This window comes from Pseudomonas sp. BB438 (genome assembly GCF_057180225.1).
Genome location: NZ_CM170001.1, coordinates 6,240,691 through 6,256,192, shown reverse-complemented (window position 1 = coordinate 6,256,192; position 15,502 = coordinate 6,240,691). Strand labels below are relative to the sequence as shown.

12 protein-coding genes are annotated in these 15,502 nt (G+C 63.8%); 6 read left to right on the top strand and 6 right to left on the bottom strand.

Annotation, left to right across the window (positions count from 1 at the left end; all coding sequences use genetic code 11):
* Window positions 1-239: 239 nt before the first annotated feature.
* The 6 genes from AC1ZV1_RS28720 to AC1ZV1_RS28695 all read right to left on the bottom strand — a co-directional run bounded on the left by AC1ZV1_RS28720 (window position 240) and on the right by AC1ZV1_RS28695 (window position 6,975).
* The gene (locus tag AC1ZV1_RS28720) at window positions 240-1,229 is read right to left on the bottom strand and encodes a sulfate/molybdate ABC transporter ATP-binding protein (RefSeq protein ID WP_484294728.1); all 990 of its coding nucleotides are present in this window, start codon (window positions 1,227-1,229) and stop codon (window positions 240-242) included.
* Window positions 1,230-1,243: 14 nt separating this feature from the next.
* Window positions 1,244-2,116: a sulfate ABC transporter permease subunit CysW gene (gene cysW / locus AC1ZV1_RS28715; RefSeq protein ID WP_207886711.1), complete on the bottom strand. Its 873-nt coding sequence runs from the start codon at window positions 2,114-2,116 to the stop codon at window positions 1,244-1,246.
* 10 nt (window positions 2,117-2,126) lie between these two features.
* Complete coding sequence (gene cysT, locus AC1ZV1_RS28710) at window positions 2,127-2,945, bottom strand: sulfate ABC transporter permease subunit CysT (protein WP_017520777.1); 819 nt, start codon at window positions 2,943-2,945, stop codon at window positions 2,127-2,129.
* 266 nt (window positions 2,946-3,211) lie between these two features.
* Window positions 3,212-4,210: a sulfate ABC transporter substrate-binding protein gene (locus AC1ZV1_RS28705; RefSeq protein ID WP_484294727.1), complete on the bottom strand. Its 999-nt coding sequence runs from the start codon at window positions 4,208-4,210 to the stop codon at window positions 3,212-3,214.
* Window positions 4,211-4,378: 168 nt separating this feature from the next.
* The gene (gene oscA / locus AC1ZV1_RS28700; RefSeq protein WP_017520779.1) at window positions 4,379-4,561 is read right to left on the bottom strand and encodes a sulfur starvation response protein OscA; all 183 of its coding nucleotides are present in this window, start codon (window positions 4,559-4,561) and stop codon (window positions 4,379-4,381) included.
* A 140-nt stretch (window positions 4,562-4,701) separates the two neighbouring features.
* Window positions 4,702-6,975: a putative bifunctional diguanylate cyclase/phosphodiesterase gene (locus AC1ZV1_RS28695; protein WP_484294726.1), complete on the bottom strand. Its 2,274-nt coding sequence runs from the start codon at window positions 6,973-6,975 to the stop codon at window positions 4,702-4,704.
* A 165-nt stretch (window positions 6,976-7,140) separates the two neighbouring features.
* Here AC1ZV1_RS28695 and desA point away from each other — a divergent pair, with 165 nt between their 5' ends.
* From desA to AC1ZV1_RS28665, 6 genes are all read left to right on the top strand, one after another.
* Complete coding sequence (desA, locus tag AC1ZV1_RS28690; protein ID WP_484294725.1) at window positions 7,141-8,322, top strand: delta-9 fatty acid desaturase DesA; 1,182 nt, start codon at window positions 7,141-7,143, stop codon at window positions 8,320-8,322.
* Between the two features lie 137 nt (window positions 8,323-8,459).
* The gene (locus AC1ZV1_RS28685) at window positions 8,460-9,428 is read left to right on the top strand and encodes a GGDEF domain-containing protein (RefSeq protein ID WP_484294724.1); all 969 of its coding nucleotides are present in this window, start codon (window positions 8,460-8,462) and stop codon (window positions 9,426-9,428) included.
* Window positions 9,429-10,467: 1,039 nt separating this feature from the next.
* A complete protein-coding gene (locus tag AC1ZV1_RS28680) occupies window positions 10,468-11,877 on the top strand; it encodes a hypothetical protein (protein ID WP_484294723.1) in 1,410 nt (469 codons plus the stop codon).
* A gap of 65 nt (window positions 11,878-11,942) precedes the next feature.
* The gene (locus AC1ZV1_RS28675) at window positions 11,943-13,037 is read left to right on the top strand and encodes a DegT/DnrJ/EryC1/StrS family aminotransferase (RefSeq protein WP_484294722.1); all 1,095 of its coding nucleotides are present in this window, start codon (window positions 11,943-11,945) and stop codon (window positions 13,035-13,037) included.
* Between the two features lie 10 nt (window positions 13,038-13,047).
* Window positions 13,048-14,568 carry a lipopolysaccharide biosynthesis protein gene (locus tag AC1ZV1_RS28670; RefSeq protein WP_484294721.1) on the top strand — a complete coding sequence of 507 codons (1,521 nt, stop codon included), beginning with the start codon at window positions 13,048-13,050 and terminating at the stop codon, window positions 14,566-14,568.
* Between the two features lie 2 nt (window positions 14,569-14,570).
* Window positions 14,571-15,500: a glycosyltransferase family 2 protein gene (locus tag AC1ZV1_RS28665; RefSeq protein ID WP_484294720.1), complete on the top strand. Its 930-nt coding sequence runs from the start codon at window positions 14,571-14,573 to the stop codon at window positions 15,498-15,500.
* Window positions 15,501-15,502 lie beyond the last annotated feature (2 nt).

The following is a 15,502-nucleotide window of genomic DNA, read 5'->3' as shown; positions in this document are numbered from 1 at the left end:
TTGTTGAAAGCAGGGTCGGCAGGATACGAGGGTTTGGCAGTCAGGGGAAAGCGCAGGCCCTCTCCCCAGCCCTCTCCCTGAAGGGAGAGGAAGCCATCCGTGCCGGCTGAGAGAATACTGCTCCCTGCCCCCAATTTGTCCGGCGGGCTCTGTGGACGCATCTCACTCCGAACGGTCCCCTCTCCCTGAAGGGAGAGGGCAAGCCCCCGCGCAGGAACATGGGGCGGAAGGCCGCCGGATCAGATATTCGCCACCGGCTGGTAGGCCTTCGGCTTGAAGTACAGCGTCTCGCCACGGGCAAGGCCGGTCAGGCTGTCGTGGTCTTTCACCACTTCGGCCTCGATCAGCTCCTCCTGGCCGTCGACCTTGAGCGTCACGCGGGTGATCGCGCCCAGCGGACGGATGTCGCGGACCTCGGCGGCGCGGTGCTCGGCAACTTCCGAACGCGACAGCGAAACCTCGTGCGGACGGAACAGCACATGCTCGTCACCGCCGATGTGCAGGCGGTTGGAGTCACCGAGGAAGTGGTAGACGAAGTCGCTGGCCGGGTTCTCGTAGACCTCGCCCGGCGAGCCGATCTGCTCGATCACGCCTTTGTTCATCACCACGATGCGGTCGGCGACTTCCATCGCTTCCTCCTGGTCGTGGGTGACGAACACGGAGGTCAGGTTGATCTCCTCGTGCAGGCGCGCCAACCAGCGGCGCAGTTCCTTGCGCACCTTGGCGTCGAGGGCGCCGAAGGGTTCGTCGAGCAGCAGGATCTTGGGTTCCACCGCCAGGGCGCGGGCCAGGGCGATACGCTGGCGCTGACCGCCGGAGAGCTGTTCCGGGTAGCGGTCGGACAGCCAATCCAGCTGCACCATGTTCAGCAGTTCATGGACCTTCTCGGCGATGCGCGACTCGCTCGGGCGTTCCTTCTTCGGCTTCATGCGCAGGCCGAAGGCGACGTTGTCGAACACCGTCATGTGGCGGAACAGCGCGTAGTGCTGGAACACGAAGCCGACATTGCGATCGCGCACGTCGTGCTGCGATACATCCTCGCCGTGGAACACGATGTTGCCGGCGTCCGGGGTTTCCAGGCCGGCGATGATGCGCAGCAGGGTGGTCTTGCCGCAGCCGGACGGGCCGAGCAGGGCGACCAGCTCGCCGCTGTGAATGTCGAGGTTGATGTCGTTGAGTGCCTTGAAGGCGTTGAAGTTCTTGCTGACGTTACGGATCTCGATGCTCATGGCGTGGCTCTCACTTATTCATCGTCAGCTTTGACTTTGGCGCGGGTCAGGCGGGACTCGCTCCACTGCTTGAGCAGCAGGATGACCAGGGCCATCAGCAGCAGCAGGGTGGCGACGCTGAAAGCGGCGACGTGGTTGTATTCGTTGTAGAGGATTTCGACGTGCAGCGGCAGGGTGTTGGTGACGCCGCGGATGTGCCCGGAAACCACCGACACCGCGCCGAACTCACCCATGGCCCGCGCAGTGCAGAGCACCACGCCGTAGATCAGGCCCCATTTGATGTTCGGCAGGGTGACGTGCCAGAACATCTGCCAGCCGTTGGCGCCGAGCAGGCGCGCGGCTTCCTCTTCCTGCGTGCCCTGTTCCTGCATCAGCGGGATCAGTTCGCGGGCGACGAAGGGGAAGGTGACGAAAATGGTGGCCAGGACGATGCCGGGCACGGCGAAGACGATCTGGATGTCGTGGTCCGACAGCCACTGGCCGAAGTAGCCCTGGGCGCCGAACAGCAACACGTAGATCAGGCCGGCGATTACCGGCGAGACCGAGAACGGCAGGTCGATCAGGGTCACCAGGATGCTCTTGCCGGGGAACTCGAACTTGGTCACGCACCAGGCAGCGGCGACGCCGAACACCAGGTTCAGCGGCACCGAAATGCCCACGGCGATCAGCGTCAGCTTCAGTGCGGCGAGCGCGTCGGGTTCCAGGATGGCTTCGAAGAAGGTGCCGAAGCCCTGCTTCAGCGCCTCGCTCAGCACCACGAACAGCGGCAGCAGCAGGAACAGGGCGAAGGCCAGCCAGGCCAGCGCGATCAGGGCGCGGCGGCCCCACACATTACCTCGGCGAGCCGCGTTGGCAGCGGCCGCGGCGGAAAGGCTTGCGGTACTCATGGCGCGCTCCTCAAGGCGTTTCGATGCGGCGTTGCAGCAGGTTGATCAGCAGCAGCAGGACGAAGGCGACGACCAGCATCAGCACGCCGATGGCGGTGGCGCCGGTGTAGTCGTACTGGTCCAGCTTGACCATGATCAGCAGCGGCAGGATCTCGGTCTTCATCGGCATGTTGCCGGCGATGAAGATCACCGAGCCGTACTCGCCGACGCCGCGGGCGAAGGCCAGGGCGAAGCCGGTCAGCCAGGCCGGCAGCAGCGCCGGCAGCAGCACGTGGCGGAACACCTGCAACGGCTTGGCGCCCAGGCAGGCGGCGGCTTCTTCCACTTCACGCGGGATGTCCGCCAGCACCGGCTGCACCGTGCGCACGACGAAGGGCAGGACCACGAAGGTCAACGCCAGGGTGATGCCCAGCGGGGTGTACGCGATCTTCAGGCCGATCTCGGTGGCGAAGCGGCCGACCAGACCGTTGGGCGCGTACAGCGCCGTGAGCGCGATACCGGCGACGGCGGTGGGGAGGGCGAAGGGCAGGTCGATCATCGCGTCGATGATCTTGCGTCCCGGGAAGCGGTAGCGCACCAGCACCCAGGCCAGCAGGGTGCCGATCACGCCATTGATCAGGGCGGCGATCAGCGCGGTGCCGAAGCTCAGCTTGAGCGCGGCGATGACGCGCGGTGCGGTGATGATGGTCCAGAACTGATCCCAGGAGAGCTGGGTCGTCTTGAGGAACATGGCCCCCAGCGGAATCAGCACCAACAGGCTGAGATACACCAGGGTGTAGCCCAGAGTCAGCCCGAAGCCGGGTATGACCGGGGAGATGCGTCGCGACATTGTCTGTCCTTTCTCGTGAACGCGTTGAGAACCTGATTACGATCTGCTGCGCGTCGGCATGACTGCGTTGAAAACAGGCTCGGAATGCTCATTTACAGCTCGTAAACTGCGCTTCCTCGTCTGTTTTCGCCTTGTCCTGCCCTAGCTCGGAAGATCGTAAACAGGTTCTGTGCCCCCGCCATGGGGCGGGGGTTTTCCTTCCAAGCGGGCTGTGCACCGGCCCGCGTGGATCGGGACGCCCGGCGCAAGGCCGGGCGGGTGGCGCATCACTGCGCCTGGTAGATCTTGTCGAAGATGCCGCCGTCGTTGAAGAACTTGGGCTGGGCTTCTTTCCAGCCGCCGAAGTCCTTGTCGATGGTCACCAGGTTCAGTTTCGGGAACTGGTTGGCGAACTCGGCAGCGACCTTCGCATTACGCGGGCGGTAGAAGTTCTGCGCGGCGATGCGCTGGCCTTCTTCGCTGTACAGGTATTTCAGGTATTCCTCGGCGACCTTGCGGGTGCCTTTCTTGTCGACGGTCTTGTCGACCACGGCCACCGGCGGCTCGGCCAGGATCGACACGGACGGAACGACGATCTCGAAGTTCTCGCCACCCTGTTCCTTCTTGGCCAGGAAGGCTTCGTTTTCCCAGGCCAGCAGCACGTCGCCAATGTTGTTGTTGACGAAGGTGATGGTCGAACCGCGGGCGCCAGTGTCCAGAACCGGAACGTGCTTGTACAGGTTCTGCACGTATTCCTGGGCTTTCTCGTCGCTACCGTACTGCTTCTTCGCCCAGGCCCAGGCGGCGAGGAAGTTCCAGCGGGCGCCACCGGATGTCTTCGGGTTCGGGGTGATGACTTCCACGCCCTGCTTGGTCAGGTCGCCCCAGTCCTTGATGCCTTTCGGGTTGCCCTTGCGCACCAGGAACACGATGGTCGAGGTGTAGGGGGTGCTGTTGTCCGGCAGGCGGGCCTGCCAGTCGGCGGGCAGCAGCTTGCCCAGCTTGTTCAGTTCGTCGATGTCGCCGGCCAGGGCCAGGGTCACCACATCGGCCTTCAGGCCGTCGATCACGGCGCGGGCCTGCTTGCCCGAGCCACCGTGGGATTGCTGCACGGTCAGGTCGTCGCCGCCCTGGGCCTTCCAGTGCTTGATGAAGGCGGCGTTGTAGGCCTGGTACAGCTCGCGGGTCGGGTCGTAGGAAACGTTGAGCAGTTGGGTCGCGGCGGATACGGGGCCGGCGATGAGGGCGCTGGCGAGGGCGGCCAGGGCGAAACGGCGGATGGACATGTGCAGCTCCTGAAAAAAATGCAGTTCTTTATGTTTGTTGGGCAGGGTCTTTCGGGGGGCGATCTCAGCCACGCATTCGTGGCTGGCTGCTGCAGTACCGGTGGGGCAGGTCGGTCATGGCGACGCTCCGGGGGTCCAGTCGTGTTCGCTGCTTTGAGGTCCGGGGGCTCAGGCGGGTTTGCCGGGGCTCTGCTGCAGGCGGAATTTTTCCTTGCGCTCGATCTGCACGACCTGGCCGTTGTGCACGGTGATCTCGACGGCGCCGAAACGCAGGCCACGCAGGGCGCTCTGCACTTCGCGCAGGATGTTGGCTTCGTCCTGGCCGTCCAGGCTACGGAGGGTTGCGCTCATGGGTATCTGCTCCTAATGGGTTGACCACCGGCCGATTCACCAACGGCGCGTGCGGTGTGAGCGCATCTTAGGCAGGAGCTGGATATTCTTAAAAATACTGTTTAAGAATTTTTATATATCCGAAAGTTTTTAGCGTGGATTCACGCGGTACTGCGAGGCAGTTGTGGCCTCAGGATATCGGCCGGCTGTGGGGCGCCATACCAGTACCCCTGGCCAAAATTGCAGGCGTGGGTGAGGAGGAAGGCGGCCTGATCGGGCCGCTCGATGCCTTCGGCGACCACCTGCAGGCCCATGCTCTGGCCCAGGGCAATCACCGCGCAGGCGATGGCGGCGTCTTCGGATTCGTCCGGCAGGCCGGCGACGAAGCCCTGGTCGATCTTCAGCTTGTGCACCGGCATGCGCTTGAGGCGCATCAGCGAGGAATAACCGGTGCCGAAGTCGTCGATGGCCAGGTGCACGCCCAGCAGGCGCAGCTGGCAAAGCAGCTCCAGGGCCTGGTCGAAGTTTTCCATCACCGCGCTTTCGGTGACTTCCAGCTCCAGGTGATGCGGCTCCAGGCCGCTCTGCTCCAGAGCCAGGGCCACGCGCTCTTCGAGACCGCCGCGGCCGAACAGCCGGCTGGAGACATTGACCGCGATGAAGTCCAGGCCGATGCCCGCATCCAGCCACTGGCGCATTTGGCGGCAGGCCTGATCCAGCACCCAGGTGTCGATGGCGGTGATCAGTCCGCTTTCCTCGGCGACGGGGATGAACTCGCCGGGAGCGATCAGGCCCTGTTGCGGGTGCTGCCAGCGCACCAGCGATTCGACGCCGACCATGCGGCCTGTGGCCAGGTCGTGCACCGGCTGGAAATACAGGCGCAGCTCGTCATGATCCAGTGCGTGGCGTAGCGCCGATTCCACCTGTACGTGGGAGCGCGCGCGGGCGGTCAGTTCGGGGGTATAGAAGGCGTAGAGATTGCGCCCGCTGGCCTTGGCCTGGAACAGCGCGGCGTCAGCGTGCTGCAGCAGGAGATCGACGTTGCGCGCGTCCTCGGGGAACAGGCTGACGCCCAGGCTCACCGATATGTAGATGATCTGCTCGTTGATCTCGAAGGGCGCACTCATCGCTTCCAGCAGGCGCTGGGCGAGGCTGCTGGCGTGATGAGGTTGCTGGCTTTCGAGGACTACGGCGAACTCGTCGCCACCCAGGCGCGCCAGGGAGCAACGCTCGTCCAGGCACTGCTCCAGGCGTTCGGCCACAGCGCGGATCAGCAGGTCGCCGATGTTGTGGCCGAGGCTGTCGTTGATGTGCTTGAAGTGATCGAGGTCGATGCTCAGCAGTGCGCCGCCGCCCTGTTCGCGCTCGGCGCGGGCCAGCGCCTGCTCGATGCGCTCGCGCAGCAGCAGGCGGTTGGGCAGGCCGGTGAGCGGGTCGTGGTGGGCGAGGAAGTCCAGTTCGTGCTGCGAGCGCTTGAGGCTGCTGAGGTCGGAGAACACCGCGACGTAGTGGGTCAGTTCGCCCTCGTCATTGCGCACGGCGCGGATGTGCTGCCACTGCGGGTACACCTCGCCGCTCTTGCGGCGGTTCCAGATCTCACCGCTCCACACGCCATGCTCATCCAGGGCGGCCCACATGTGCTGGTAGAAGACGGCATCCTGGCGACCGGACTTGAGCAGCGATGGCTGGCCGCCGAGCACGTCCTCGGCGGTATAGCCGGTGATGCGCGTGAAAGATGGGTTGATGTGCACGATCACCCCGCGTGCGTCGGTCACCAGCAGGCCTTCCTGGGTCGCTTCGAACACCGCAGCGGCCTGGCGCAGGTGATCTTCGTTGCTGCGCTGGTGGGTGATGTCGCGGTTGACGCCGGTGAGGCGCAGGGGGCGGCCGTCTTCGGCGCGGGTCAGACGGCCGCTGCTGCGAACCCAGCGGTAGCTGCCGTCGGCATGGCGAATGCGGTAGACGCATTCAAGACGCGTGCGCAAGCCCTGGATGCAGTCCTGGTGCAGGGCCAGGATGCGTGCGCGGTCGTCCGGGTGCAGACGGTGTTCCCAGAGCAGCAGGTCATCGCTCAGGTGTTCCAGCGGCAGGCCGATCAGGTTCGCATAGCCCGGCGAGTAGTAGACGCGCTGGGTTTCCAGGTCCCAGTCCCAAATACCGTCCTCGACTACCGCGAAGGCGCGGCTCAGGCGTTGTTCCTTGTCGGCGAGCGCGGCGAAGGCGGCGTACTGCTGGCGAAAGTGCCGCCAGAGCAGGAAAAACAGCAGCAGGAAGGTGATCGCGAGAAACACGTATTTTTTCAGCACCAGCGCTCGCGCCAGTGAGGCGGGGTCGAGCAGGACATTTTGTAACCATTGGTCACCCAGCCAGACCCAGAGGGTGGCGACGACCAGATACAGGAAACTGATGCGCAGGGCGCTGAGGCGTGGATTCATGCGGTAGTGGGTTGGATTTATTGGCTGCGCAGTATAAATGACGGCCACTTGGCCGCGTTCGTATCTAAAAGACCGGATGGTAATCCGGACCCGCTTGGTGATAATGCGGGCTGTCCCTGTTCCGCAGGACGTAGTCCACACCCCTTCCGAGGTACAGTATCGCCTATGTGGTACAACGGTTTCCTTGACCTGTCGCCGTGGCAATTGGTGGCGGTCACTCTGGTCCTGACGCACATCACCATCGTCAGCGTCACTGTCTATCTGCACCGCTATTCGGCACACCGGGCGCTCGACCTGCATCCGGCGTTGCAGCATTTCTTCCGGTTCTGGCTGTGGATGACCACTGCCATGAACACCCGCGAGTGGACCGCCATCCACCGCAAGCACCACGCCAAGTGCGAAACCGCCGACGACCCGCACAGCCCGGTGTACAAGGGCCTGGGCACCGTGTTGCGCACCGGCGCCGAGCTGTATCGCAAGGAGGCGGAGAACGCCGACACCCTGCGTATCTACGGCAAGAACTGCCCGGAAGACTGGATCGAGCGTAACGTCTACTCGCGCTACCCCATTGGCGGCATCGTGCTGATGGCGATCATCGACCTCGCCCTGTTCGGTGTGCTCGGCATGACCGTCTGGGCCGTGCAGATGATGTGGATCCCCGTGTGGGCCGCCGGCGTCATCAACGGCCTTGGCCACGCCGTCGGCTACCGCAACTTCGAATGCCGTGACGCCGCTACCAATCTGGTGCCCTGGGGCATCCTGATCGGCGGTGAAGAACTGCACAACAACCACCACACCTACCCGAACTCGGCGAAGCTGTCGGTGAAGAAGTGGGAGTTCGACCTGGGTTGGGCCTGGATCAAGGTGTTCTGCTTCCTGCGCCTGGCCAGGGTCGCCCGCGTGGCGCCCATCGCCCATCGCGTCGAAGGCAAGGGCAGCCTGGACATGGACACCGCCATGGCCATCCTCAACAACCGTTTCCAGATCATGGCCCAGTACCGCAAGCTGGTGATCGGTCCGCTGGTGAAGCAGGAGCTGGCCAAGGCGGACGAGTCGGTGCGCCACCTGTTCCGCCGCGCCAAGCGCCTGCTGTCGCGTGAAACCAGCCTGCTGGAAGACCGCCACCATGCGCGCATCCAGGACCTGCTCGCGCAAAGCCAGTCCCTGCAGGTGATCTACGAGAAGCGCCTGGCCCTGCAGCAGATCTGGGTGAAAACCAGCGCCAACGGCCATGACATGCTCGCCGCGATCAAGCAGTGGGTGCACGAGGCGGAGGCCAGCGGCATCCAGTCCCTGCGCGAGTTCGCCGAGCAGTTGAAGACCTACTCCCTGCGCCCTGCCGTCTGATTAGCGGAAACGTCCTAGGACGTTGAGAGATGCGTCTCAGAAAAGCCCGCCGTTCGGCGGGCTTTTCGTTTAATTTGCAGCAGCCTGGCGTAGTTTGCGGTCATAGCCCCGGTCAATGAGCGGGAGGATGCTGATACATGGATGAGAATAAATTGCCGGCCGATCAGGAAGAGGCTTTGCTGGCACTGCTGCACAGTCGCGCCGAGGTGACGCGCCTGAAAGAGCGCGAACAGCTCTTCAGTGCCCTGCTGGCGAGCGTGAACTCGGTACTCTGGGCCTTCGATTGGCAGGCGCAGCGCATGGTCTACGTGAGTCCGGCGTACGAGCGCATCTTCGGCCGCCCTGCCGCGCTGGTGCTGGCGGACTACAACGAGTGGCGCAACTGCATCTACCCCGATGACCTGGAGTACGCCCAGAGCACCCTGCAGGAAGTGCTGGAACGCGGCGCCATCGAGCAGCGCGAATACCGCATCCTGCGGGCGGATGGGGAAGTGCGCTGGCTCAGCGACAAGTGCTTCGTCAGCCAGCACAGCGAGGCCGGACTGCCGCTGATGATCGTCGGTATCGCCGAGGACATCACCGACAAGAAGCATCTGGAGACCGAGCTGCACCGCCTGGCCACCACTGACGTGCTGACCCAGAGCAGCAACCGCCGCTACTTCTTCGACAGTGCCGAGCAGGCCTTCCGCGATTGCAAGGCCACCTCCACGCCGCTGGCCTTCCTGCTGCTGGACGTGGACGACTTCAAGAAGATCAACGACGTCTACGGCCATCAGGTTGGCGACGTGGTACTGCAGCGCATTGCCCAGAGCGGTGCCGGCGCGTTGCGCCGTGGTGACCTGTTCGGTCGTATCGGCGGCGAGGAGTTCGCCGTGCTGCTGCCTGGTTGCGACGAGAACATGGCGCGGCAGATCGGCGAACGCCTGCAGCGCGAAGTCCAGCGTCTGCGCTTCAACGAGGCCGAGCATTTCTTCAGCGTCACCATCAGCCAGGGGCTGACGCTGTTACAGCCTGATGACCAGAATCTTTCCGCGCTCTACAGCCGAGCCGACGCGGCCCTGTATCAGGCAAAGCGCACCGGCAAGGACCGCATAGTTCAGGGATGAAACACTCCCGAGCGTTGCGCCGACGACATTAACGCCATTCGACTAATACCTTCGTCGTAGATCCGTGGCGGTATGAGGATGCTGTCAAAATGCCCGTGACATGTTTATGGCGCCTTATAAATCAATGACTTAAAAAGCATGATTTGCCTTTTGTCGGAATCCTGACGTAGGATCGCTTCCTACGTTGACATGCATTCACCCCCCCCACTATTACTATTCACATAGCAATATCGTGTGGTGTCTGGATGAGACACCTCAGGGAGCAGTCGCACGAGCAGTGTGTCATGGAAGATTCTGCCACCTCTTCTTCCTGTCACTTTCTATCGCTGCCTGACAACTTCCGTCAGCACCTGACTGCGGAAGCGCGATAGATTTTTGCTTTTGTTTTTCCAGATTTTCGGAACTTGGCCGAAGGGCGGTAGCTTTGCCCAGCGAAAAATAACGGCCACTCCAGGGACGAACAGTTGATTGTCGTTAATCGAATCGGGTCATTCGAACTCGGGCGGTAGCCTTGTCTTCGAATTTTGCCAATGGCCCGGCTTAGAGCATCTCCTGGACTGGAGTGAGTGACGATGGCCGCTGGAGAAATGGATAACGACGGAACTTCGAACAGTGTTCTGTCAAAGAAGAAGAGCAGTGCTTCCCCCGCTGGAAGTGTCTCTCTTATGAAACTCTGTAAGTTTGGCGCCAGTCTTCATGGCGCTAATAAAAAGTTTAGACGGGCTCAGGCTCTTAGTTCGAAATTTTGTTATGCCGGCACTTCGAGGTGTAACAAACATGAACTTGGCGCTGAACCGGGGCCGCGCCAGACGCTATTTGTTTCATGCCTGAAACAGCAACTTTGGCCCACTGCCGAAGTGCTTCTGCAGGTGTTCGCTTTCAATTCCGGATTGACGCCCGCGACCTTCCCGACGAAGGGGCGCGCGGAAGCGGCTGCGCCGCGAATGACGGAATTCCGACGCGAGCGCCGCGACCTTGCCGGCCGACAGTGCCGGTATCACGAGAGCCGCGCGCCACGCCGCGCTGGGAGTCAAGGCTGATGGCCGAGCAATCGCTTCGTTCCAACTATGCCTGTGTGGTCGGCGGCGCCGGCCCAGCAGGGATGGGTTTCCTGTTCAACGCCTACAAGACCGGTGCGCTGGCGAACCTCGCCCGTGAGGGGCTGTTGGTCGTGGATGCTGCATTGGCGGTCGGCCGCGGCCGGCTGGGGGACTATCACATCACCGCCAACTCGGTGGGCGATGTGTTCCTCGACTGCCTGCGTGATCCGGCGCTGTTGCCGCTCTTCGCGCCGCTGGCACATTCCCCGGCGTTCCGCGCCCTGCAGAACGATCCCCACGGCGCGCCGATGCTCACCCAGGTAGGCGAGTTGCTGGCGCATGCCTCGACGCTCTTCATGCGTCACGTCACCGAACACCTGGGTGTCGAAGTGGCGCTGGGTACGCGCATCGAGAAGATCACCGCGCAGGACGACGGCAGCTTCCAGCTGGCGCTGCGCAGCGGCTCCCACACCGGGCAGATCGATGCCGGCGCCCTGGTGATGAACCTGGGCGGCCGGCAGAACCGCGAGTATTTGAACTGGAGCCTGGCCGAGCAGGACCTGCAGCTCTCCCACGACGGCCCCACGGTCTACTCCTCCGATGCGCTGCTGAGCCTGAACCCTGCCGAACTGGTGGAGCTGTTCGGCGATCGTGTCACCCCGGGCAGCCGCTTCACGGTGGTCGGTGGTTCACACAGCGCCTTCTCGATCCTCGACAACCTGGCCTGCGCCCTGGATTGCCTGGGGCTGGAGCAGATCACCCTGTTGCACCGCGCGCCGATCCGCCTCTTCTTCGAGAGTGTCGAGGAGGCCCGCGCGGCCGGTTACGGGGTGGACGAGGGCATGGATGTCTGCCCGGTTTCCGGCCGGGTCAACCGTTCCGGCGGCCTGCGTTATCGCGCCCACCAGGTCGGCACCGACGTGCTTTCCAACGGTGTGGTCAGCGGCACCCGGGTGAAGGTCGAGCTGCTGCGCCTGGATGACCGTTCGCCTGTGGTGCGCAAACGCCTGGAGCAGTGCTGCAGCGAGGACGGCGTGATCGTCCAGGCCATCGGCTACCAGCCGTGCCTGCCGGCGCTGCGTCGTGCCAACGGCGAGCTCCTGCAGGTGCGCGAGAGCAAGGGCGGGCTGGATTCCGACGCCGCCGGTTGCCTGCGTGACCACACCGGCCAGCCGATTCCCGGCCTGTACAGCTTCGGCCTGGGCTCGGGCCTGGCGGCCAACCCGATGCTGGGCAGCGAGCGCTCCTTCGACAGCCGCATCTACGGCGTCTGGCAGTTCCACCACGATGCCAGTGGCCGGGTCATCGAGGCCCTGCAGGAGCACCTGGCGCGTCGCGCGCCGGCAGCCGCGGAATCCATGGACACCCGGATCGACGATGCGCCCTTCGCGCTGTCGGCGCTGGGTTGAGCGGTACCTGCGCCGCTTCCGAATCCGCCAGCTAACGGACTTTCCATCCACTGAGGGATGCGACCGTGATCAATGTGACCAAGACGTACCTGGGCAACCTGGACAAGTTCAAGGGCTACGTGGAACAGATCTATGCCTCCGGCTGGATCACCAACCATGGCCCCTTTGCGACCGAACTGGAGGAGCGCCTGCAGGACTACTTCGGCGTTCGCCATGTGATTCTCACCAACAACGGCACCATCGCCCTGCAGGTGGCCTACCGGGCCCTGGGCGTGACCGGCAGTGCCGTCACCACCCCCTTCAGCTTCGTTGCCACCAGCAGCACGCTGCAGTGGGAGAGCATCCGCCCGCGCTTCGCCGACATCGACGCGCGGACCTGGAACCTCGACCCTGCGCGCATCGAAGCCAGCCTTGCGCCGGATACCACCGCCATCGTCGCCACCCACGTGTTTGGTAATCCGTGTGCGGTGGAGGAGATTCAGGCGGTGGCCCAGCGCAACCAGTTGAAAGTGATCTACGACGGCGCCCACGCCTTCGGTTCGCGCTACCGCGACCGCTCGGTGCTGGCCTGGGGTGACGCCACCACCCTGAGCTTCCACGCCACCAAGCTGTTCCACACCATCGAGGGTGGCGCCATCGTCACCTCGGATGACGAACTGGCCAGGCAGATCCGCCTGATGTGCAACTTCGGTATCGCCGGCGTCGACCAGATCGTCGGTCTGGGGATCAATGCCAAGCTCAACGAGTTCTCCGCTGCCATGGGCCTGTGCGTGCTCGACGACATCGACAGCATCCTTGCCCAGCGCGAGGAGATTGCCGCCCGCTACACCGCCGCGCTCAGCGGCTACTACGACCTGCAGGTCAGCGAGAGCTACGCCCGGCTGAACAACAGCTACTACCCCATCGGCCTGCGCGACGAAGCCCAGGTGTTGCGCGTGCGTAGCGCACTGAACGAGATCGGGGTCAACCCGCGCCGCTACTTCTACCCGTCGCTGGACACCCTCGATTACCTCGCCCCGCAGGAGCCGCAGGTTCTGTCCCGCGCGCTGAGCCAGCGCATCCTCTGCCTGCCGTTGTACCCAGGTCTACCCCAGGAGATACAGCGCGCGGTGATCGAAGTGCTGCTGCTGGAAAGCGGCCGCGTCGCCGTCGCGGTGTAAGGGGACGATCATGCGCACCGCACGTTCGCTGTCGATGGTCCGCAACACCCTGATCAATTACGCAGGGCAGGCGTACGCCATCGTCATCGGCATCCTGATCCAGCCGTTCTACCTCGGCCACCTCGGGGCCGAGGCCTATGGCCTGATCGGCTTCTTCGCGGTGCTGCAGAGCTGGTTGCTGCTGCTGGATATGGGGCTGTCGCCGGCGCTGGTGCGCCAGGTCGCCCACGGGCGTGGCGCCAGTGGCGAGGACCAGGGCCAGGCCCGCCTGCTGCGCTCCTTCGAGCTGATCCTGCTGCCGCTGACCTTCCTCAGCAGCCTGGCTGTATGGGGCGGCAGTACCTGGATCGCGGGGCGCTGGCTCAACGTGCAGCAGCTCTCGCCCGAGCTGGTGGCGCAGTGCATCAGCCTGATGGGCCTGCTCGTGGCGCTGCGGCTCTACGCCACCCTGTACCGCAGTGCGCTGCAGGGGCAGGAGCTGCACGCATTCATCAACGCGGTGAACGTGTTCATCACCACCCTGCGCTACTTCGGCGGCCTGCTGCTGGTGGCGCAGGTCAGCCAGGACCCGCTGGTGTTCTTCCAGTTCCAGGTGGTGGTGTCGCTGATCGAGGCATTGCTGCTGGGCGGAAAGGCCTACCTGTGGATGGACGTGCGCCTGCTGACTCGCTTCTGCTGGGACACCGTGCGCCCGGTGCTGCCCTTCGCCCTGGGCATGTCCTTCACCTCTTGCCTGTGGATCGTGCTCACCCAACTGGACAAGGTCCTGCTGTCGAACCTGCTGCCATTGCAGCAGTACGGTTACTTCTCCCTGGTGGCGCTCATCGCTGGCGGCATTCTCACGCTGGTCAATCCGCTGGCGCAGTCCCTGCTGCCGCGCATGACCGTGCTGGTCGCCGAAGAGCGCCACGAAGACATGCAGCAGCTCTATCTCAAGGCGAACCGGTTCGTCTGCGTGCTGCTGTTCCCGATGGTCGCGGTAATCGCCGCTCATGGTCATGACCTGGTTCTGGCCTGGAGCGGCGATGCCGTGGCCGCCAGTTGGTGCCGGCCGATCCTCGCCTGGTACGTACTCGGCTCAGGCCTGCTGGCGGTGGCCAGCTTCCAGTTCTACCTGCAATACGCCCACGGCCTGCTGCGCATGCACGTCTGGTACAGCGTCGTCTCCGCCGTGGTGACCGTGCCCCTGGTGATCGCCAGCGCCTACCTCTACGGCGTGCTTGGCGTGGCGATGTGCTGGTTCGGTCTGCGCCTGGTGTCGTTCCTGATCTGGCCGGCGATCGTGCATCGCACCTTCGCTCCCGGCCTGCATGGCGCATGGATGCGCGACACCCTGCAGATCGCTGCCCTCAGCGCTGCCGGCCTGCTGCTCAGCGAGCCCGTCTACGCGCTGCTGGCCCGCTCCGGCGAGCGCCTGTGGCTGCTGGCGGCGCTGGCCGTGTGCGGCCTTATCACCCTGTTCCTCGTGGGCGCGGGCTCTGCCCCGGCTTTGCTGCGCCTGTTCAAACCGTCCCACAAGCCGAGTGTCTAGACATGGATATCCGCTCCGAGCTGCAGATCCTCTCCAACTGGCCGGAAGACCCCAAGCCGCTTCTGAGCATCGTCTGCCTGGCCTACAACCAGGTGAACTACATCGGCCGCACGCTGGACAGCTTCCTTGAGCAAATCACCGATTTCCGCTTCGAAGTACTGGTCAACGATGACGCCTCCAACGACGGTACCAGCGAGCTGATCGCCGATTACGCGGCGCGCTACCCGCACATCATCAAACCGATCTTCCACAAGGAAAACCAGTATTCCAAGGGGGTTTCCCACGGTCTTCCGGTGTTCCGAAAGTGCCGGGGACGCTACATCGCCTACTGCGAAGGCGATGACTTCTGGACCGACCCACGCAAGCTGCAGATCCAGGTCGACTTCCTGGAGAAGAACCCGGACTACGTGATCACCTACCACGACGCCTACACCTACAACGAGGATGGCGTGATCAAGCCCCGCCAGCTCAACGGCAAGTACCGTCGTGACGCCAGCCGCCTGGACCTGCAGAAGGCCCGGCCGATCTCGACCCTCACCACCTGTTTCCGCAACGTCCTCACCGAGATGCCCGAGGAGCTGCGCACCACGCGCATGGTCGACCTGTGCTGGTGGTCGCTGCTGGGGGCCTTCGGCAAGGGCCGCTTCATCGAGGAAATCCGCCCGGCCGCGTACCGCGTGCACAAGGGCGGGATCTTCTCCATGCAGGCCGATCGCGTGCAGCAGCAGATGACCCTGCACACGTACTACTGCCTGTCTCGCTACTACCAGCGCCTGGGCAATCAGGAACTCAACGAGTACTTCCTGATGCAGGTCTGCCGGCTGTCCATGGCGGCCATTTCGCCCATGCGCAAGGTGCAGGCGTTCCTGCTGTTGATCGGCAACCACGGTGCCAACCTGCTCAAGCGGCTGAACCCGATTCAGGCCCGCTGAGC